This is a genomic window from Streptomyces sp. NPDC053673 (assembly GCF_055585225.1).
On sequence record NZ_JBVJKN010000008.1, the window covers coordinates 206,687 to 225,757 of the forward strand.

Annotated in this window: 19 protein-coding genes; all 19 read right to left on the reverse strand. The window is 68.3% G+C overall.

What is annotated here, in order from left to right; genetic code table 11:
- Nucleotides 1-89 precede the first annotated feature (89 nt).
- The 19 genes from ACZ6ZQ_RS14895 to ACZ6ZQ_RS14985 all read right to left on the reverse strand — a co-directional run bounded on the left by ACZ6ZQ_RS14895 (nt 90) and on the right by ACZ6ZQ_RS14985 (nt 18,934).
- Nucleotides 90-536: a DUF2550 domain-containing protein gene (locus ACZ6ZQ_RS14895; RefSeq protein WP_453669325.1), complete on the reverse strand. Its 447-nt coding sequence runs from the start codon at nt 534-536 to the stop codon at nt 90-92.
- Nucleotides 537-671: 135 nt separating this feature from the next.
- Entirely contained in the window at nt 672-1,043 is a 372-nt protein-coding gene (locus ACZ6ZQ_RS14900) for a F0F1 ATP synthase subunit epsilon (RefSeq protein ID WP_469768935.1), read from the reverse strand.
- Between the two features lie 294 nt (nt 1,044-1,337).
- A complete protein-coding gene (atpD, locus tag ACZ6ZQ_RS14905) occupies nt 1,338-2,792 on the reverse strand; it encodes a F0F1 ATP synthase subunit beta (RefSeq protein WP_469768936.1) in 1,455 nt (484 codons plus the stop codon).
- Complete coding sequence (locus ACZ6ZQ_RS14910) at nt 2,792-3,712, reverse strand: F0F1 ATP synthase subunit gamma (RefSeq protein ID WP_469768937.1); 921 nt, start codon at nt 3,710-3,712, stop codon at nt 2,792-2,794. The genes atpD and ACZ6ZQ_RS14910 overlap by 1 nt, the downstream gene beginning before the upstream one ends.
- 20 nt (nt 3,713-3,732) lie before the next feature.
- On the reverse strand, nt 3,733-5,331 hold the full coding sequence (gene atpA, locus ACZ6ZQ_RS14915) for a F0F1 ATP synthase subunit alpha (RefSeq protein ID WP_469768938.1): 1,599 nt from the start codon (nt 5,329-5,331) through the stop codon (nt 3,733-3,735).
- Nucleotides 5,332-5,451: 120 nt separating this feature from the next.
- Complete coding sequence (locus ACZ6ZQ_RS14920) at nt 5,452-6,267, reverse strand: F0F1 ATP synthase subunit delta (RefSeq protein ID WP_469768939.1); 816 nt, start codon at nt 6,265-6,267, stop codon at nt 5,452-5,454.
- On the reverse strand, nt 6,264-6,812 hold the full coding sequence (locus ACZ6ZQ_RS14925) for a F0F1 ATP synthase subunit B (RefSeq protein ID WP_469768940.1): 549 nt from the start codon (nt 6,810-6,812) through the stop codon (nt 6,264-6,266). The genes ACZ6ZQ_RS14920 and ACZ6ZQ_RS14925 overlap by 4 nt, the downstream gene beginning before the upstream one ends.
- Nucleotides 6,813-6,851: 39 nt before the next feature.
- Entirely contained in the window at nt 6,852-7,088 is a 237-nt protein-coding gene (gene atpE / locus ACZ6ZQ_RS14930; RefSeq protein WP_469768941.1) for an ATP synthase F0 subunit C, read from the reverse strand.
- Between the two features lie 78 nt (nt 7,089-7,166).
- Nucleotides 7,167-7,937, reverse strand: coding sequence for a F0F1 ATP synthase subunit A (atpB, locus tag ACZ6ZQ_RS14935; RefSeq protein WP_453662646.1), 771 nt, complete (start codon nt 7,935-7,937; stop codon nt 7,167-7,169).
- Between the two features lie 274 nt (nt 7,938-8,211).
- On the reverse strand, nt 8,212-8,649 hold the full coding sequence (locus ACZ6ZQ_RS14940) for a hypothetical protein (RefSeq protein WP_469768942.1): 438 nt from the start codon (nt 8,647-8,649) through the stop codon (nt 8,212-8,214).
- Nucleotides 8,650-8,924: 275 nt separating this feature from the next.
- Entirely contained in the window at nt 8,925-10,256 is a 1,332-nt protein-coding gene (locus tag ACZ6ZQ_RS14945; RefSeq protein ID WP_469768943.1) for an MraY family glycosyltransferase, read from the reverse strand.
- Nucleotides 10,257-10,368: 112 nt separating this feature from the next.
- Entirely contained in the window at nt 10,369-11,655 is a 1,287-nt protein-coding gene (locus tag ACZ6ZQ_RS14950; protein WP_469768944.1) for a serine hydroxymethyltransferase, read from the reverse strand.
- Between the two features lie 294 nt (nt 11,656-11,949).
- Nucleotides 11,950-12,600 carry an arsenate reductase/protein-tyrosine-phosphatase family protein gene (locus ACZ6ZQ_RS14955; protein ID WP_469768945.1) on the reverse strand — a complete coding sequence of 217 codons (651 nt, stop codon included), beginning with the start codon at nt 12,598-12,600 and terminating at the stop codon, nt 11,950-11,952.
- Complete coding sequence (locus ACZ6ZQ_RS14960; protein WP_469768946.1) at nt 12,597-13,244, reverse strand: L-threonylcarbamoyladenylate synthase; 648 nt, start codon at nt 13,242-13,244, stop codon at nt 12,597-12,599. Before ACZ6ZQ_RS14960 ends, ACZ6ZQ_RS14955 begins: the two co-directional genes overlap by 4 nt.
- 40 nt (nt 13,245-13,284) lie before the next feature.
- Entirely contained in the window at nt 13,285-14,166 is an 882-nt protein-coding gene (gene prmC, locus ACZ6ZQ_RS14965; protein WP_469768947.1) for a peptide chain release factor N(5)-glutamine methyltransferase, read from the reverse strand.
- Between the two features lie 54 nt (nt 14,167-14,220).
- Entirely contained in the window at nt 14,221-15,297 is a 1,077-nt protein-coding gene (gene prfA / locus ACZ6ZQ_RS14970) for a peptide chain release factor 1 (protein ID WP_469768948.1), read from the reverse strand.
- Between the two features lie 168 nt (nt 15,298-15,465).
- The gene (rpmE, locus tag ACZ6ZQ_RS14975; protein ID WP_355833260.1) at nt 15,466-15,690 is read right to left on the reverse strand and encodes a 50S ribosomal protein L31; all 225 of its coding nucleotides are present in this window, start codon (nt 15,688-15,690) and stop codon (nt 15,466-15,468) included.
- Nucleotides 15,691-15,843: 153 nt separating this feature from the next.
- A complete protein-coding gene (locus ACZ6ZQ_RS14980; protein ID WP_469768949.1) occupies nt 15,844-16,932 on the reverse strand; it encodes an LCP family protein in 1,089 nt (362 codons plus the stop codon).
- A gap of 214 nt (nt 16,933-17,146) precedes the next feature.
- Entirely contained in the window at nt 17,147-18,934 is a 1,788-nt protein-coding gene (locus ACZ6ZQ_RS14985; protein ID WP_469768950.1) for a trypsin-like serine protease, read from the reverse strand.
- Between the last annotated feature and the right edge of the window lie 137 nt (nt 18,935-19,071).

Below are 19,071 nucleotides of genomic sequence, written 5' to 3' on the forward strand. Positions count from 1 at the left end.
CCCCCAACCAACCAGCAGCACTATTTAGGCGACATTGACTCTCCCCCAGACTTCGTCCGGGGGGACCCCCAACCAACGAGCAGCACTATTTAGGCGACATTGACTCGTTGGCCGGGAGGCGCCGCCTCCAGCCAGGCGAGGAAACCGGTCAGTGCGTCCTCGCTCATCGCCAGCTCAAGGCGCGTCTCCCGGTGGAGACAGCCCAGCACGATCGCGTCCGAGAGCAGCGCCAGCTCTTCCTCGCCCTCCGGCGTACGTCGCGAGAGCACCTCGATCTGGGAACGCTCCAGGACCCGCCGCGGCCGGGGCGCGTACGAGAAGACGCGGAACCATTCGACCCGGTCACCGCTGTAGCGGGCGACGCCGTACACCCACCCTTTGCCGGAGTGGTCGCTCTCCTCCGGGACGTTCCAGCGCAGGCTGCAGTCGAAGGTGCCGCCGGAGCGCTGGATCAGCCTGCGGCGCAAGCCGAAGACGAAGAGCCCGATCACCACCAGTGCGACGACCAGTCCGCTCACAAGCAGAGCGAGGAACATCTTCACCGACCTCCTCGCTTCGTCCCGTAGCGGAATACAACCTGCATCTGCACCTGCATTGCCTCAGCCGCGACCCGGTCTGGAGAAGTCCAGCCCGGGCCGCGGCTGAGGGTGGTCCATCAGCGGGGGGTGCGCTCAGCGCACCGCCACCGCGCGCAGCCGGACGTCGGCGCGCCGCTCGGCGGCAGCGTCCGACTCGGCCTTGGCGCGCTCCAGCGCACGCTCGGCGCGCTGGGCGTCGATCTCGTCCGCCAGCTCGGCGATCTCGGCCAGCAGCGACAGCTTGTCGTCGGCGAACGAGATGAAGCCGCCGTGCACAGCGGCCACGACCGTTCCCTCGCTCGTACGGATGGTCACCGGGCCCGATTCCAGCACACCGAGCAGCGGCTGGTGACCGGGCATGACGCCGATGTCGCCGGACGTGGTGCGCGCCACGACCAGGGTGGCCTCGCCGGACCAGACCTGGCGGTCGGCGGCGACCAGCTCGACGTGCAGCTCAGCAGCCAAGGGTGGCTCCTCGGGTCACCACCCGGCGGTCATGCCGGGTGTTGGGTCATAAGTCTAATAGGGCTCCGTGCGCCGAAACGCCGGGGCTCACCCCAGGCCTCACGGCCGGGGGTCCGGGGGTCGCCCCCCGGGAAACACAGCGGGCTCCGTGCGCCGAAACGCCGGGGCTCACCCCAGGCCTCACGGCCGGGGGTCCGGGGGCCGCGCGGCGTCAGCCGCATACCGGTGCGGTCCCCTGGTAGGGCGTACAGAGGGGGGCGGGAGGAACCCGCCCCCCTCTGTGAGTCACGGGACTCAGGAGACGCCGAGCTCCTTGGCGTTGGCCTTGAGGTCCTCGAGGCCACCGCACATGAAGAACGCCTGCTCGGGGAAGTGGTCGTACTCACCGTCGCAGATCGCGTTGAACGCGGCGATCGACTCGTCGAGCGGAACGTCCGAACCGTCCACACCGGTGAACTGCTTCGCCGCGTGGGTGTTCTGGGACAGGAAGCGCTCGACACGACGGGCACGGTGGACAACGAGCTTGTCCTCCTCGCCCAGCTCGTCGATACCGAGGATCGCGATGATGTCCTGGAGGTCCTTGTACTTCTGCAGGATTCCCTTGACGCGCATGGCGGCGTTGTAGTGGTCCTGCGAGATGTAGCGCGGGTCCAGGATGCGGGACGTGGAGTCCAGCGGGTCCACCGCGGGGTAGATGCCCTTCTCGGAGATCGGACGGGACAGAACCGTCGTCGCGTCGAGGTGGGCGAAGGTGGTGGCCGGCGCCGGGTCGGTCAGGTCGTCCGCGGGGACGTAGATCGCCTGCATCGAGGTGATCGAGTGACCACGGGTCGAGGTGATGCGCTCCTGCAGGAGGCCCATCTCGTCCGCCAGGTTCGGCTGGTAACCCACCGCGGACGGCATACGGCCGAGCAGGGTGGACACCTCGGAACCGGCCTGGGTGAAGCGGAAGATGTTGTCGATGAAGAACAGCACGTCCTGCTTCTGCACATCGCGGAAGTACTCCGCCATGGTCAGACCGGCCAGGGCCACGCGCAGACGGGTGCCCGGGGGCTCGTCCATCTGGCCGAAGACCAGCGCGGTCTTGTCCAGCACGCCGGACTCTTCCATCTCCGCGATGAGGTCGTTGCCCTCACGGGTGCGCTCACCGACACCGGCGAACACGGAAACACCCTCGTGCAGCTTGGCCACACGCATGATCATTTCCTGGATGAGGACGGTCTTGCCCACACCCGCGCCACCGAACAGACCGATCTTTCCACCCTTGACGTACGGGGTGAGAAGGTCGACGACCTTCAGGCCGGTCTCGAACATCTCGGTCTTCGACTCGAGGTCCTCGAACTTCGGGGCCTTGCGGTGGATCGCCCAGCGCTCGGTCTCCTGGCCGTTGGCCTCCGGCTCGTTCAGCACCTCACCGAGGGTGTTGAACACCTTGCCCTTGGTGAAGTCGCCGACCGGGACGGTGATGCCCTTGCCCGTGTCGGTCACCGAGGCCTGGCGGACCAGACCGTCGGTGGGCTGCATCGAGATCGTGCGGACCACGCCCTCACCGAGGTGCTGGGCAACCTCGAGGGTCAGGGTCCGGGTGGCGCCGGCCTGGGCCGGGTCCGCGACCTCGACGGTCAGCGCGTTGTAGATCTCCGGCATCGCGTCGACGGGGAACTCCACGTCGACGACCGGGCCGATGACCCGCGCGACGCGGCCAGTGGCCACGCCAGCAGGAGCGGTCGGCTCAACAGTGGTGGTCATTAGTAGTCACTCCCCGCGGTCGCGTCGGCCAGGGCGCTCGCGCCACCGACGATCTCGCTGATTTCCTGGGTGATTTCGGCCTGGCGGGCCGCGTTGGCAAGTCGGGAATACGTGTTGATCAGCTCGCCCGCATTGTCGGTCGCCGACTTCATCGCCCGGCGGCGGGCCGCGTGCTCGGAAGCGGCGGCCTGCAGCAGAGCGTTGTAGATCCGGCTCTCGACGTACCGCGGCAGCAGGGCGTCGAGGACGTCCTCCGCCGACGGCTCGAAGTCGAACAGCGGAAGGATCTCGCCCTTCTTGCTGTCCGCCTCCTCGTTGACCTCGGCGAGGCTGAGCGGCAGCAGCCGGTTGTCCACCGGCGTCTGCGTCAGCATCGAGACGAACTCGGTGAAGACGATGTGGAGTTCGTCCACACCACCCTCGGCCGTCTCCTTCTCGATCGCCTCGATCAGGGGCGCCGCGACCGCCTTGGCGTCCGCGTACGACGGGTTGTCGGTGAAGCCGGTCCACGAGTCCGCGATCTTGAGCTCACGGAAGCCGTAGTAGGCGACACCCTTGCGGCCGACGATGAAGGTGTCGACGTCCTTGCCCTCGCCACGGAGCCGCTCGGTGAGCCGGGCGGCCGTCTTGATGGCGTTGGAGGAGTAGCCGCCGGCCAGACCGCGGTCGCTCGTGATGAGCAGTACCGCGGCGCGGCTCGGGGCGTCCGCCTCCGTGGTCAGCGGGTGCTTGGTGTTCGAACCGGTCGCCACCGCCGTGACCGCGCGGGTGAGCTCGGTCGCGTACGGCGTGGAGGCGGCCACCTTGCGCTGTGCCTTGACGATGCGCGAGGCGGAGATCATCTCCATCGCCTTGGTGATCTTCTTCGTCGCGGTGACCGACTTGATACGACGCTTGTAGACCCGGAGCTGTGCTCCCATGAGTCAGGTCCCTTCCGTCGTCACTTCGAGACGTTGACGGCGGCCGGAGCGTCCTCGCCGAGGAGCTTGCCGTCGGAGGTCTCGAACTGCTTCTTGAAGGTGTCGATCTGCTCCGCGATCTTGGCGATGGTGTCGTCCGACATCTTGCCGCCCTCGACGATGGAGGTCATGAGGGGCTTCTGCTCGCGGTGCAGGTACTCGAGGAGCTCGGCCTCGAAGCGGCGGATGTCCGCGACCGGGACGTCGTCCATCTTGCCGTTGGTGCCGGCCCAGACGGAGACGACCTGGTCCTCGGTGGAGTACGGGGCGTACTGCGGCTGCTTGAGCAGCTCGACCATGCGCTTACCGCGCTCCAGCGAAGCCTTCGACGCGGCGTCCAGGTCGGAACCGAAGGCGGCGAACGCCTCCAGCTCGCGGTACTGGGCGAGGTCCACACGGAGGCGGCCGGAGACCTGGCGGATCGCCTTGTGCTGGGCGGAGCCACCGACTCGGGAGACCGAGATACCGACGTTCAGAGCCGGACGCTGACCGGCGTTGAACAGGTCGGACTCCAGGAAGCACTGGCCGTCGGTGATGGAGATGACGTTGGTCGGGATGAACGCCGACACGTCGTTCGCCTTGGTCTCGACGATCGGCAGACCCGTCATCGAGCCCTTGCCCATCTCGTCGGAGAGCTTGGCGCAGCGCTCCAGCAGACGCGAGTGCAGGTAGAAGACGTCACCCGGGTAGGCCTCACGGCCCGGCGGGCGGCGCAGCAGCAGGGACACGGCACGGTAGGCGTCGGCCTGCTTCGACAGGTCGTCGAAGATGATGAGGACGTGCTTGCCCTCGTACATCCAGTGCTGGCCGATGGCCGAACCGGTGTACGGCGCCAGGTACTTGAAGCCGGCCGGGTCGGACGCCGGAGCGGCGACGATCGTCGTGTACTCCAGGGCGCCGGCCTCCTCCAGCGCGCCACGCACGGACGCGATGGTGGAGCCCTTCTGGCCGATGGCGACGTAGATGCAGCGGACCTGCTTGTTCACGTCGCCGGAGCGCCAGTTGTCGCGCTGGTTGATGATCGTGTCGACGGCCAGCGCGGTCTTGCCGGTCTGACGGTCGCCGATGATCAGCTGACGCTGGCCACGGCCGATCGGGGTCATCGCGTCGACGGCCTTGTAGCCCGTCTCCATCGGCTCGTGGACCGACTTGCGCTGCATGACCGTGGGGGCCTGCAGCTCAAGGGCGCGGCGGCCCGAGGTCTCGATCTCGCCGAGGCCGTCGATCGGGTTGCCGAGCGGGTCGACAACGCGGCCGAGGTAGCCCTCGCCGACGGCGACGGACAGGACCTCGCCGGTGCGCTGGACCGGCTGGCCCTCCTCGATACCGCTGAACTCACCGAGGACGATGGCACCGATCTCGCGCTCCTCGAGGTTGAGGGCGAGGCCGAGGGTGCCGTCCTCGAACTTCAGCAGTTCGTTGGCCATGGTCGAGGGAAGACCCTCGACCTTCGCGATGCCGTCGCCGGCAAGGCTGACCGTACCGACCTCCTCGCGCGAGGCCGCGTCCGGCTTGTACGACTGGACGAAGTTCTCCAGCGCGTCCCGGATCTCCTCCGGCCGGATCGTGAGCTCCGCCATCTGGGTTCCCTGCTCTCCTTGTTGGGCCCGAAGTTTCACTTTGGGGGTCTGGGGGCGACCCCCAGGAATCCTCTGCGGCCCAACCGGGCCGCTCTAGCAATGCTTTTGAGTTGGTGGCCGTCAGCCGGCGATGCGGCGGTTCGCCTCGGCGATCCGGTCCGCGATCGTGCCGTCGATGACCTCGTCGCCGACGCGCACCGAGATCCCGCCGAGGACCTCGGGGTCCACGTCCAGGTTCAGGTGCATGTCGCGCCCGTACAGCTTCGCCAGCACGGCTCCGAGCCGCTGCTTCTGCTGGTCGGTCAACGGCACCGCCGAGGTCACGACCGCGACGATCCTGTTCCGGCGCGCCGCGGCGAGCTTGGAGAGGGACTCGAGTCCCGCTTCCAGGCTACGTCCCCGGGGCGCGGTCACAAGACGCACCACCAGACGCTCGGTGACCGGGCTGACCTTGCCGCCGAGCAGGCTGCGCAGCAGCTCGCCCTTGGCGGAGGCCTTCGCCGTGCGGTCCGTCAGCGCCGCCCGCAGCTCCGGGCTGGAGGTGACGATCCGGCCGAACCGGAACAGCTCGTCCTCGACGTCGTCGAGGACGCCGGCCTGCTGGGCAGCGGTGAGGTCGGCGGTGGCCGCCAGCTCCTCGACCGCGTCCACCAGGTCACGCGACTGCGACCAGCGGGAACGGACCATGCCGGAGACCAGGTCGACGGTCTCGCCGCCCACCTGACCGCTCAGCAGTCGCGCAGCCAGCTCGGCCTTGGCCTCTCCGGCCTGCGCCGGGTCGGTCAGGACCCGACGCAGCGACACCTCGCGGTTGAGCAGCGCGGTAACGGCGGCCAGCTCCTCGGCGAGCTTCGCCGCGTCGACCGACGTGTTGTCGGTCAGCGCGTCGAGGGACTCGCGTGCGGCAACCAGTGCCTCGCGGCTCGCTCCGTTCATCGGGCAGCCTCGGCCTTCTCCTCGAGCTCGTCGAGGAAGCGGTCGATGGTGCGGCTCTGGCGGGCGTGGTCGTCGAGGGACTCACCGACCAGCTTGCCGGCCAGGTCGGTGGCGAGCTTGCCCACGTCCTGGCGCAGCGCGGACGCAGCGGCCTTGCGGTCGGCCTCGATCTGGGCGTGGCCGGCCGCGACGATCTCCTCGCGCTGCCGCTGGCCTTCCGCGCGCATCTCGGCGATGATCGCGGCGCCCTGCTCGGTCGCCTCCTGGCGCAGACGAGCGGCCTCGTGACGGGCCTCGGCGAGCTGAGCGCGGTACTGCTCCAGCACGCTCTGGGCCTCGACCTTGGCCTGGTCGGCCTTCGCCATGCCGCCTTCGATGGCCTCGCGGCGCTCTTCCAGAACCTTGTTGATGTTCGGGATGAGCTTCTTGGCGAGGAAGAAGAAGACGATGGCGAAGGCGATGGCGCCGACGAGCAGCTCGGGACCAGGAGGAACAAGCGGGTTCTGCTTCTCCTCGGCCGCCAGCTGTACGAGGTTGGCGATCACATCAGTGCCTTTCGTCGAAAGTGGTCAGTGAGAGCTAGATCACTGGCCGTAAACGAACGGCATGACGATGCCGATGAGGGCGAGCGCCTCACAGAAGGCGAAGCCGAGGATCTGGTTGGCACGGATCAGGCCGGCAGCCTCGGGCTGACGGGCCAGAGCCTGGGTGCCGTTACCGAAGACGATGCCGACGCCGACGCCGGGGCCGATGGCGGCGAGGCCGTAGCCGATGGAGCCGAGCGAACCGGAGACGGCGGCGAGGGTCTCAGTGGCAGCCATGCTGATTCTTCCTTTTCATTTACGGACCGGTGGGGGTTGGCCACCGGACGTTTCCGGGGTGGTACGGGGCGGGATTACTCAGTGGTGCTCGGCGAGAGCGCCCTGAATGTAGGAGCAGGCCAGCAGTACGAAGACGTACGCCTGGACGGCCTGCACGAAGAGCTCGAAACCGATCATGCCCATCGTCATCACGAAGGAGACGCCGGCGGCCGGGATCAGCCAGCTGTTCAGCAGGTACCAGGAGGCGACCGTGAACATCACCAGCATCAGGTGACCGGCGAACATGTTGGCGAAGAGTCGGACCGCGTGCGTGAACGGGCGCACGAGCAGGTTCGAGAAGAACTCGATGAACGACACCAGCCACTTGATCGGGCCGAGCGACGGGTCGTAACCGGTGATGTTCTTCCAACCGCCGACGAAACCGTGGCGCTTGAAGGTCAGCGACACCCAGATCACGTAGACGAGGAGCGCGAGGACCATCGGGTACGCGATGATCGAGGCCACCGGGAACTGGGCCAGCGGGATCACGGACCAGATGTTCATGATCCAGACGAAGAAGAAGATCGAGACCATGAGCGGGACGTACTTCTCGCCCTCACGCTTTCCGATGGTCTCGTAGACGATGCCGCGGCGTACGAAGTCGTAGCCGGCCTCGCCGATCATCTGGAGCTTGCCCGGCACCACCTTCGCCTTGCCGAAGGCCGCCCAGAAGAAGCCGACGACGACAAGCGTGGTGATCAGCGCGAGCAGCATCACCTTGTTGAACTCGAAGCCGCCGACGGTGGCCATCGGCTTGAAGAGAAAGGAGTGGAGGCCCGGTGCCGGAAAGCCACAGCCGTTGTCGGCCATGATGCGGCAGCTCCAGTCAAAGGCGAGCGTGGTCTGTTCAGCACTCACCGCGGGCTCCTTCGGCGTGACGCATGGGTTCGGCAACCTCGTTGTGTCGGCGCGGCGCGCAGCCGCGAGTCGGCACCGGACTGGTGTTTCGGATGTGGGGGCGGCGGTCAGGCATCGAGGCCTCGCGATCGAGCAGGCGTCAGCTCAGATGCCCGCGCCCGCAGTGCCGCAGCTGGCACCGGACGATAGCAGGATCGCGAACGCTCGCTTATCCCGGCCCTACCTGTCACGACGACGGACCCGTCTTTTCGCCCTTGTGGGCATCGGACGGCTCCGGCTCGACGTAAAGGATTTTGGCCTTCATGTGGGCACGGGCCTGAGCAGCCACCCAGACGAGCGTCGACGCGAGAAGCGTGGCCGCGAATGTCTTGGGGTTGAACAGAGTCGTGTTCTTGAAGGCGGCGACGAAGACGAACAGCACGAGCAACTGCGTCGTGTAGAGCATCAGCCCCATCGCCTGGAACAGCTGCGGGAGGCTCTTCGCGGTTCGCTGCAGGACGACGATCCCGATGCCCATGAAGACGATGACCACCAGCGTGCCGACGACAGCGCCGAGGGCTCCCTTGCCGCCGGCGACCACACCGCTGATCACGGCGGCGATCGCGCCGGCGGCAGCGGTGGGTACGACGGTCTGAAGGAGAGTCCGGACGTCGTTGGACGGCATGGCGGCAGCTCCGCTTGGTGGTGGGGGCAGTGGTGTCGTCATGGACGAGCGTAGATCCGGTCCGAGGTGTGTCCCGGGGCCGAAGAGACCGTCGCACTACGGTCTTTCGGCTCTGTCTCCGGCTCTCGTGAACCGTATCACAAACTATTTGAATAGGTCTTTACCCAGGAGTGTGCCAACTCTCACACATGAGAGTGACCCTGCGCGTGTGTGCACGACAGCGGGCCGGTTTGCCTGGTATTGCCCAGGAATGCGGCCTCGCCCATACGAGAACGTCAACTGGGCGTTCCGGCTTTACGCCGGTCCGTGAAGCGCGAGCGGGAGCCGATCGCGGTCGCTCCATTGATGCCTGCGGGCACCGGAATGCGCTCTTCCGGGCTCTCGCCGACCGCTTCCTCACCCGTCTTGCCGTACGAGAGCGTCAATGCGGGCTGCGGACGACGGCGCCGGTAGCGCGGCGGAACGAAGGCCTCCGCCCAGCGCGGGGCGCGCGGGGTGAAGCGCGGCAGCAGCAGGAGCACCAGGCCCACGAAGCTCAGCACGACGATCGCGAAGACGATCCACATCGACGCCGAGTGCACCGAGTAGAGCACGACACCGAAGGCGATCAGCGCGGACCAGAAGTACATGATCAGCACGGCGCGGCTGTGCGAATGCCCGATCTCCAGCAGCCGGTGGTGGAGATGCCCGCGGTCGGCCGCGAACGGCGACTTGCCGCTCCAGGTGCGGCGGACGATCGCCAGCAACAGGTCCGCGACCGGGATCGCGATGATCGTCAGCGGCAGCAGCAGCGGGATGAACACCGGCAGCGCCGCGTGTGTGGCCTCGCGGGTGCTGCCTTCGAACAGCTTCAGCGCGTCCGGGTCGACCTGTCCGGTCACCGAGATCGCGGAGGCGGCCAGCACCAGACCGATCAGCATCGAGCCGGAGTCGCCCATGAAGATCCGCGCCGGATGCATGTTGTGCGGCAGGAAGCCCAGGCACATGCCCATGAGGATGGCGGTGAACAGCGTCGCGGGGGCGGCGGCCTCGATCGTGTAGCCGTACCAGATGCGGTACGCGTACAGGAAGAAGGCGGCAGCGGCGATGCAGACCATGCCCGCGGCCAGACCGTCCAGGCCGTCCACGAAGTTCACCGCGTTGATCGTGATGACGACCAGGGCGACCGTGAGCAGTGTGCCCTGCCACTGGGTGAGGGAGACCGTGCCGATGCCGGGGATGGGCAGCCACAGGATCGTCAGACCCTGCATCACCATCACACCCGCGGCGATCATCTGGCCGCCCAGCTTGATCAGCGCGTCGATCTCGAACTTGTCGTCCAGCACACCGATCAGCCAGATCAGCGCAGCACCGGAGAGCAGCGCCCGTGGCTCGTTGGAGAGCTCGAAGACGCTGTTGAGATTCGACAGATGGTCGGCGACGAGCAGCCCCGCGCACATGCCGAAGAACATGGCGATGCCGCCGAGCCGCGGCGTCGGTTCTCGGTGTACGTCGCGGGCACGGATCTCCGGCATCGCTCCGGTCGCGATGGCGAACTTCCGCACCGGACCGGTCAGCAGATAGGTCACCGCGGCCGTGACACAGAGCGTCAGCAGGTAATCACGCACGGGCTGCCCCACAGGAATCGCTGGCCATCTCAGCCCCACACCCTAGCTTTGTTGGCCACATGCTTGAGGACATACGGGCGGCGCCGATGGTTGCACGGGGGCTCGTCTACCCCTAATACGGCGGAAATCTCCCGGCCAGTTCACGCACTTCTTCGCGGACGCGGCGGGTTTCGTCGCCCTCCGCGCCCAGCGCCGTGGCGAACAGCACAGCGATCCTCGCCATCTCCGCCTCGCCCATGCCCTGCGTGGTGATGGCGGCGGTGCCCAGCCGGATGCCGCGCCCGTCCCCGTAGGGCAGCGCACAGGTGTCCAGCACCAGACCGGCCGCGGCGAGCCGGCCACGGGCGGTACGGCCGTCCACACCGAGCGGAGAAGGGTCCGCGGTGATCAGATGCGTGTCGGTGCCGCCGGTGGTGATCGCGAAGCCCTCCGAGGCCAGCCCTTCGGCGAGGACCTTGGCGTTGGCCACCACCTGATGGGCGTACGCCGTGAAGTTCGGTGTGGCCGCCTCGCCGAACGCGACGGCCTTGGCAGCGATCGTGTGCATCTGGGCGCCGCCCTGGGTGAAGGGGAACACCGCCCGGTCGATACGCTCCGCCAGATGGCTGTCGCAAAGGATCATCCCGCCGCGCGGGCCGCGCAGCACCTTGTGCGTGGTCGCGCAGACGACGTCGGCGTACGGGACAGGGCTGGGCGCCGCTCCCCCGGCGATGAGGCCCATCGGATGAGCCGCGTCGGCGATCAGATAGGCGCCCACCTCGTCGGCGATCTCCCGGAACACGGAGTAGTCGGGGTGGCGGGGGTACGAGATCGAGCCGCAGACGATCGCTTTCGGCCGATGTTCGCAGGCGAGCCTGAGCACCTGCTCGTAGTCGAGGAGTCCGGACTCGGCGTCGACGCCGTAGGGGACGAACTCGAACCAGCGGCCGGAGAAGTTGGCCGGTGAGCCGTGGGTGAGATGCCCGCCGAACGCAAGTCCCATCGCGAGCACCGTGTCACCGGGCCGCAGCAGCGCCGCGTACGCCGCGAGCACAGCGGACGAACCGGAGTGGGACTGCACATTGGCGTGCTCGGCGCCGAACAGGGCGGTCGCCCGCTCGACGGCGATCCGCTCAGCGGCGTCGACCAGCTCGCAGCCGCCGTGGTGACGGGCGCCGGGATAGCCCTCGGCGTACTTGTTGGCGAGCTGGGAGCCGAGGGCGGCGAGGACCGCGGGCGAGGTGAAGTTCTCCGCGGCGATCAGCTGCAGGCTGTCCGACTGCCGGGCCACTTCGCCGAGGATCACCTCGGCGATCTCCGGATCCTGCCTGCGCAGCGCCTCCAGCGGCGGCGCGAGCGTGGCGGCTGACGCGGTTGAGGCGGTTGATGCGGCTGGTGCTTCAGTGCTGCTGACCGGCATCTCGGGCTCCGGGGCCTCGGAAACGGGTGCGTGCGACCAATGTAGGCCGCGCACGCTGCCGCTGCCTGCCGATCGGCGGGGAGTTTCGGTCCCCTGCCGACCGTTCAGCGGCGTCCGTTCAGTGCCGACCGTTCAGCGGCGTCCGTTCAACGGCGGAGTGCCTCGGCTCAGTGGCGCAGTGCCTCGACAGGCTGGATTACCGTCCGGTGAGCAAACCGATGGCAGGCGCGGCGGCCACCGTGAGCGGGGCAGCGGGCGGACAACCGAATCCACCGAGCACCTGTCTGATGCACATCACGAACGATTCGAGACACCCGTCAGCGCCGTGACCACCGGATCCAGCGCCTGGTGGATCTCGTCGCCGATCGAGCGGAAGAAGGTGATCGGCGCACCGTACGGGTCGTACACCTCGTCCGCCTCCGCGCTGGGCGCCAGCAGCCAGCCGCGCAGCGCGGCGGCCGCGCGGACCAGGGCACGGGCGCGCTCGACGACGCCTTCTCCGAGGGGGTCCGGGAGGGTGGCCGGGTCTATCGCGCGGACGAGACGGGTGAACTCCTTCAGAGTGAAGGTACGCAGGCCCGCGGAGTGGCCCATGGAGATGACCTGGGCGCGGTGGTCGCGGGTGGCGGTCAGCACCAGGTCCGCTCGGATGACGTGCTCGTCGAGCAGTTCGCGGCCGACGAAGCCGCTCGGGTCCGCGCCGAAGTCGGCGAGGACCGCCGCGGCGTTCGCCTCCATGGGGGCGCCCTCGTGGCCCCAGGTGCCCGCGCTCTCCACGATCAGCCCGCCCACGAGAGAGTCGCCCAGGCGGTGGCTGAGGGCATGGCGGGTCAGCCGCTCGGTGATCGGCGAGCGGCAGACGTTGCCGGTGCTGACGTGGAGGATTCTGAACGTGTCGCCGGCGGCGACCGCACCGCCTATGCCACGCCCCTCAGGGGCAGTCAACTGGCCACCTCGAGGTCGGGTACGACCTTGCGCAGCTCGTCCGCGTCCAGCGCGCCCGCGCGCAGCAGCACCGGGACCTTGCCCGTGACGTCGACGATGGAGGACGGCACGATTCCGGGCGTCGGACCCCCGTCGAGGTAGACGGAGACCGAGTCGCCGAGCATGTCCTGCGCGGCATCGCAGTCCTCGGGCGCCGGGTGTCCGGTCAGGTTCGCGGACGACACCGCCATCGGGCCGACGTCCGTGAGCAGCTCGATGGCGACCGGGTGCAGCGGCATCCGGATGGCGACGGTGCCGCGGGTGTCGCCGAGGTCCCACTGGAGGGACGGCTGGTGCTTGGCGACCAGCGTCAGCGCGCCCGGCCAGAAGGCGTCGACGAGCTCCCACGCCTGCTCGGAGAAGTCGGTGACCAGGCCGTGCAGGGTGTTCGGCGAGCCGATGAGGACGGGGGTGGGCACGTTGCGGCCACGCCCCTTGGCCTCCAGCAGGTCGGAGACCGCTTCCGAGCTGAACGCGTCCGCACCGATGCCGTACACGGTGTCGGTGGGCAGCACGACGAGCTCGCCGCGACGGACGGCCGATGCGGCCTCACGCAGGCCGGTGGTGCGATCCGTAGCGTCGTTGCAGTCGTATCGCCGAGCCATCAGCGGGCCTCCTGGTACACGGTCGTCACAGTGCGGGTCATCACGGCATGGCCTTGCGGGCGGTCGCGAAGCGCGGGCGGTTGTTCAGGTCGGGGTGGTCGGCCGCGTCCGCCCAGCCGGCCTCCTCGTTGAAGATCCACGGCACCTGGCCGCCCTGTGTGTCGGCGTGCTCGACGACGACGAGCCCGCCGGGGCGCAGCAGCCGGTGCGCGGTGCGCTCGATGCCGCGGATCGTGTCGAGACCGTCCTCACCGGAGAAGAGGGCCATCTGAGGGTCGTGGTCACGTGCCTCGGGGGCGACATACTCCCACTCCGTGAGCGGGATGTACGGCGGATTGGAGATGACCAGGTCGACCTGGCCGTTGAGCTCCGGGAGGGCACTGAGGGCGTCGCCCTGGTGGACGGTGACCCTGGAGCCCTCGGCGTTCTTCCGCGTCCACCCGATGGCGTCGTCGGACAGTTCCACGGCGTGCACGCGCGAGCGCGGGACCTCCTGCGCGATGGCGAGCGCGATGGCGCCCGAGCCCGCGCACAGATCGACGACGAGCGGCTCGACGACGTCCATGGCACGTACGGCGTCTATGGCCCAGCCGACGACCGACTCGGTCTCCGGGCGGGGCACGAACACGCCGGGACCGACCTGCAGCTCCAGATAGCGGAAGAAGGCACGTCCGGTGATGTGCTGCAACGGCTCGCGCGCTTCGCGCCGGGCGACGGCCTCCCAGTAGCGCGCGTCGAAGTCCGCGTCCTTGACCAGGTGCAGTTCACCACGCTTGACGCCGTGGACGAACGCTGCGAGCTCCTCCGCGTCGAAGCGGGGTGAGGGCACGCCGGCGTCGGCCAGCCGCTGGGTGGCCTGGGCCACCTCGGCAAGCAGCAAGGAGCGGGGGTACGGGGGTCGTCCCCCGGGGAGCGACTGCACGCTGATCCTCCGGGCTGGGCAGGTCGGTCTGACGGCTCGCGCCGCCGGTACGGCTTACGCGGCGGCGAGCTTCGCGGCGGAGTCGGCGTCGACGCAGGCCTGGATCACCGAGTCCAGCTCCCCGTCGAGCACTTGGTCCAAGTTGTACGCCTTGAAGCCGACGCGGTGGTCGGAGATCCGGTTTTCCGGGAAGTTGTACGTACGGATCTTCTCGGAGCGGTCGACCGTACGGACCTGGCTGCGGCGCGCGTCCGCGGCCTCCTGCTCGGCCGCTTCCTGGGCCGCGGCGAGCAGCCTGGAGCGCAGGATACGCATGGCCTGCTCCTTGTTCTGGAGCTGGCTCTTCTCGTTCTGGCAGGAGGCGACGACACCGGTCGGCAGGTGCGTGATGCGCACCGCGGAGTCGGTCGTGTTGACGGACTGGCCGCCGGGGCCGGACGAGCGGTAGACGTCGATCCGCAGATCGTTCATGTTGATCTCGACGTCGACCTCCTCGGCCTCCGGGGTCACGAGGACACCGGCGGCGGAGGTGTGGATCCGGCCCTGGGACTCGGTGGCCGGCACGCGCTGCACGCGGTGCACACCGCCCTCGTACTTCAGCCGCGCCCAGACACCCTGGCCGGGCTCCGTGGCGCCGTTGCCGCCCTTGGTCTTCACCGCGACCTGGACGTCCTTGTAGCCGCCCAGCTCGGACTCGGTGGAGTCGATGATCTCGGTCTTCCAGCCGACCCGCTCGGCGTAGCGCAGATACATCCGCAGCAGGTCACCGGCGAACAGCGCCGACTCGTCGCCGCCCGCGCCCGCCTTGATCTCCAGGATGACGTCCTTGTCGTCGCTGGGGTCGCGCGGGACGAGGAGCAGCCGCAGCTTGTCGGTGAGCTCCTCGCGCTGCTTCTCCAGCTCCTTCACCTCGGCGGCGAAGTCCGGGTCGTCGTGGGCGAGTTCCCGGGCCGTCTCGATGTCGTCCCCGGTCTGCTTCCAGGAGCGGTAGGTGCCGACGATCGGGGTCAGCTCGGCATACCGCTTGTTGAGCTTGCGCGCATTCGCCTGGTCGGCGTGGACCGAAGGGTCGGCGAGCTGCTTCTCGAGATCGGCGTGCTCGCCGATCAGTTCCTCGACCGCTTCGAACATCGGAGGCTCCTGGTCATTCGTACGGGGTGAGCTGCGGGACGGCGCTGTGTACTCCGGGGACTGCGACACCAGCGGCTGGCGCCGCGTGGCCCCCGGACCCCCAGCGACAAAAACACCGGTCCCGGCCGCCCCACACAGGGGCAGCCGAAGACCGGCGCAGTTGGCTCGCTACTTCTTGGCGGAGCCGGCAGCCTTGCCGAAGCGGGCCTCGAAGCGGGCCACACGGCCACCGGTGTCGAGGATCTTCTGCTTGCCCGTGTAGAACGGGTGGCACTCGGAGCAGACCTCGGCGCGGATGGTGCCGCTGTCGATCGTGCTACGGGTGGTGAACGACGCGCCACAGGTGCAGCTCACCTGGGTCTCGACGTACTCGGGGTGGATGTCGCGCTTCAAGGTGTCTCCTAGTTTCGGGAGGGCACCGGGTCGCACACGCGGGATGCGGGTACGTGAACCGGGGCCGACGTACCAGTCTGCCAGGACCGGCCGTATCTCCCAAAACCGGGGTCGGCCGTCAAGTATTCCTGGCTCCTGTCCGAGTGGTCCCGGCTACTTCACGACACCCTGGGCCTCGCCGTCCGCGGTGCCCTTGGTCGCCGAGGCGGGGATCGGCAGATCGTTCTTGAGGGCGGTCCAGACCTGCTTGCCCTGCTTCTTCAGCGGCACCACACGGTTGGGGTCGGTCTTGTCGTACTCCACCGGCATCGTGATCATCTGTACGTCGTCGGCGCCCAGGCCCTTGAGGCCGCTCGCGAAACCGACGAGCTCCTTGACCGAGTCGAGCTCGGAGTCGGGCGTGATCGCCTTGGTGGCGGTGTCCGCGAGGTCGTAGAGCTTCTTCGGGCTGGTGAACACCCCGACGTCCTTGACCTGCTGGATCAGCGCCTTGATGAAGGCCTGCTGCAGCTGTATTCGGCCGAGGTCGCTGCCGTTGCCGACGGACTTGCGGGTGCGGACGAGCCCGAGGGCCTGCTCACCGGTGAGCGTGTGCTTGCCCGGCTTGAGGTCGAGATGGCTCTTGGAGTCGTCGATCCGCTCGGTGGTGGTGACGTCCACGCCGCCGAGCTCGTCGATGAGCTTCTTGAAGCCGGTGAAGTCGACCTCCATGTAGTGGTCCATGCGGATGCCGGAGATCTTCTCGACGGTCTTCACCGCACAGGCCGGGCCGCCGACCTCGTAGGCCGTGTTGAACATGGCGCGGCGCTCACCGGGGACGGTCCTGCCGTCACTGTCGGCACACCGGGGCCGGTCGATGAGGGTGTCGCGGGGCACGGAGACGACGGCGGCCTTCTTGTGGCCCTCGTAGACGTGCACGATCATCGCGGTGTCGGAGCGGGCGCCGCCCTCGTCCGTGCCGTACTTACCGTTGGCGCCGGCGCGGGAGTCGGAGCCGAGGACCAGGATGTCCATGGAGCCGTTGTCGACGTTGTCCGGGCGGTCGGTGCCGAGCTGGTTGTTGATGTCGACGCCCTGGATGTTGCCGTTGAGCTTGATGTAGACGTAGCCGAGTCCGGACCCCCCGATGAGCACCAGTCCGGCCGCGGACCACGCGGCGAGCGTCGCGGCCTTGCGTCGCGTGGTGGGCGGCTTACGACGCGCGCCCGTGCCACCTATTCGACCCTTGCTCTGGTCGCCCATATCCCCTCAAGTCCTCGTTGGTCCCGTTACCCCCGGCCATGGCTTTCAGGCACGGTTTGTCCACCCTGTCAAGTTTTGTTACGCCACTGGTGAGACGGCGGAGTGCCCAGAAGGGTTGCACAGGCGACTGAGAGGTGAATGAGAAAAGGGTCTGTGCGCCCCGTGTGTGACACGGAGCGCACAGACCCTTGTTCACCTGCGGTTTTCGGCCGGATCAGCCAAACAGGTTGTACGCCTGCCAGCCGGTGCCGAAGTCCTTGCGTGTGGCGAAGATCCCACCCGTCGAGGCGCCGTTGCCGTTGCCCGGGTAGAGCCAGAGCTTGCCGGCGGAGTCGCGGGCCAGGAGGTCGGCGTGACCGTCGCTGTTCACGTCACCGACCGTGGCCAGCGCGGTGAAGGTGCTCAGGCTGAAGGTCCCGACCAGGCGGCGGGCCTCGAACGGGGCAGAGGCCTTGCCGGTGCCCCTGTAGAGGTAGGTGGCGCCGCCGGCACCGCGCGCGATCAGGTCGGCCTTGCCGTCGTTGGTGAAGTCACCGTGGCCGCGCAGCACGCCGTACTGGCCCCAGCCGCCGCCGACCAGCGTCGGCGCGGCGAAGCCGCCCGCGCCGTTGCCCGCGTAGAGGTGCAGGTTGCCGGACGAGTTGACCGCGAGCATGTCGGGCACCTCGTCGCCGGTGAGGTCACCAGGGGTCACGATCTGCTTGTGCGCGCCCCAGCCCTTGGCTATGAGCTTGAACTGCATCTCGCCCTCGGCGCCGCCGGTCCCGGGCACGTAGTGGTCCCAGTACACGTCGCCGTTGCCGACGCGGTACACCAGGTCGTCGTAGTCGTCGCGGTTCAGGTCGTTCTGGACGACCAGGTTGACGTTGCCGAAGTTGCCCAGGTTGTAGGTACGGGCGAGGCTCGTGACCTTGGAGTGCCAGGTGAACAGGCTGTTGTCCGACGCGCGGCGGGCCAGCAGGTCGGCGGTGTGGTCACTGCTCCAGTTGGCGTCGTCGACGCGGGCCTGGATCGGGGCGGAGTACGTGGAGACCTTCGCGTACACGCCGTACTTGCCCTGGGCCGAGCAGTTGAGGTCGCCCCAGGAGACGATGCCGGCGAGCTTGCCGCCGACGACCAGCGGACCGCCGGAGTCACCGTTGCAGGTGGTCTCGCTGGTGGCGTCGTCACCCGTCGGCGCGGCACCGGCGCAGAGCATGTGGCCCTTGACGAAGCCGTCGGGGTACGCGGCAGCGCACGCGGTGTCGGAGACGGTGTCGGCGTCGGCGACCTTCAGCACCGGCGAGGCGCTGTTCTGCTCGGTGGAGCTGGTACGGCCCCAGCCGTACACCTTGCCGTCCAGGCCCGCCTGGTACAGGGCCGAGTCGGTCGGCTGTGCGAGCGGCAGCGGCTTGACGGTGGCCGGGACCTTCGAGGTCAGCGTGAGGACGGCCACGTCGTTGTCGATCGTGTCCCAGCTGAACCCGGGGTGGTTCCACTGCCGGTACGCGCCGAGGAGCGTGCCGCCGTGGAAGTCCCACGTGCCGTCGGTGTTCTGGGTGGGCGTCCGGTCGGTGCCGACGATGATGGTGCCGCCGCTGTAGTACTTGGCGCCCTTGACACAGTGCGCGGCCGTCGCGACCTTCGTCGGGGCGATGACCACGCCGCCGCAGAAGAAGCCGGTACCGGTGGCCTCGTCGTAGTAGTGGAGCTGCGCCATCCAGGGGGCGACCGAGATGGTGGTCGTCGAGCCACCGATGATGCGTGCGCTCGGCGCGCTTGCGGACTCGCTGTCCGCTGCGGGGTCCGGCTGCGTGATGAGGGACCGCTCGCTCTTGGCGTCGGCCTTCATCGCCTGGCCGACGCGCTGGCGCAGCTCGTCCTGCGACGGCTGTGCGGGCTTCTGCGTCTCCGCGCTGAGCTGAGGCACCTCGCCGGCCTCGGCGGAACCGGATCCGGTGAAGGCGATGCCCGCCCCTGTCAGCGCGACGATGGCGGCGACAGCCGGTACCGCGAGTCTCATGCGGCGCTTGTGGCGGCCACCACGGGTGCGTATCTGCACTCGGTAAACCCCTTGGGTTGAACCGGCAGGGCGCGACCGCCCCACCGGAGGAATCTGCGGTAGTGGTGGGGCACAGCAAGCTTTGTCGGCAGCACGCC

What these genes read in the sequence shown, in the direction of transcription:
- atpE (WP_469768941.1), bottom strand. Translation starts at nt 7,088, where the DNA reads ATGGCTGCCACTGAGACCCTCGCCGCCGTCTCCGGTTCGCTCGGCTCC.
- ACZ6ZQ_RS14980 (WP_469768949.1), bottom strand. Translation starts at nt 16,932, where the DNA reads ATGGGCGACCAGAGCAAGGGTCGAATAGGTGGCACGGGCGCGCGTCGT.
- ACZ6ZQ_RS14910 (WP_469768937.1), bottom strand. Translation starts at nt 3,712, where the DNA reads ATGGGAGCACAGCTCCGGGTCTACAAGCGTCGTATCAAGTCGGTCACC.
- prfA (WP_469768948.1), bottom strand. Translation starts at nt 15,297, where the DNA reads ATGTTCGAAGCGGTCGAGGAACTGATCGGCGAGCACGCCGATCTCGAG.
- ACZ6ZQ_RS14895 (WP_453669325.1), bottom strand. Translation starts at nt 536, where the DNA reads ATGTTCCTCGCTCTGCTTGTGAGCGGACTGGTCGTCGCACTGGTGGTG.
- ACZ6ZQ_RS14920 (WP_469768939.1), bottom strand. Translation starts at nt 6,267, where the DNA reads ATGAACGGAGCGAGCCGCGAGGCACTGGTTGCCGCACGCGAGTCCCTC.
- ACZ6ZQ_RS14960 (WP_469768946.1), bottom strand. Translation starts at nt 13,244, where the DNA reads ATGGCTCGGCGATACGACTGCAACGACGCTACGGATCGCACCACCGGC.
- ACZ6ZQ_RS14985 (WP_469768950.1), bottom strand. Translation starts at nt 18,934, where the DNA reads ATGAGACTCGCGGTACCGGCTGTCGCCGCCATCGTCGCGCTGACAGGG.
- ACZ6ZQ_RS14950 (WP_469768944.1), bottom strand. Translation starts at nt 11,655, where the DNA reads ATGCCGGTCAGCAGCACTGAAGCACCAGCCGCATCAACCGCCTCAACC.
- atpB (WP_453662646.1), bottom strand. Translation starts at nt 7,937, where the DNA reads ATGGCCGACAACGGCTGTGGCTTTCCGGCACCGGGCCTCCACTCCTTT.
- ACZ6ZQ_RS14940 (WP_469768942.1), bottom strand. Translation starts at nt 8,649, where the DNA reads ATGCCGTCCAACGACGTCCGGACTCTCCTTCAGACCGTCGTACCCACC.
- atpA (WP_469768938.1), bottom strand. Translation starts at nt 5,331, where the DNA reads ATGGCGGAGCTCACGATCCGGCCGGAGGAGATCCGGGACGCGCTGGAG.
- atpD (WP_469768936.1), bottom strand. Translation starts at nt 2,792, where the DNA reads ATGACCACCACTGTTGAGCCGACCGCTCCTGCTGGCGTGGCCACTGGC.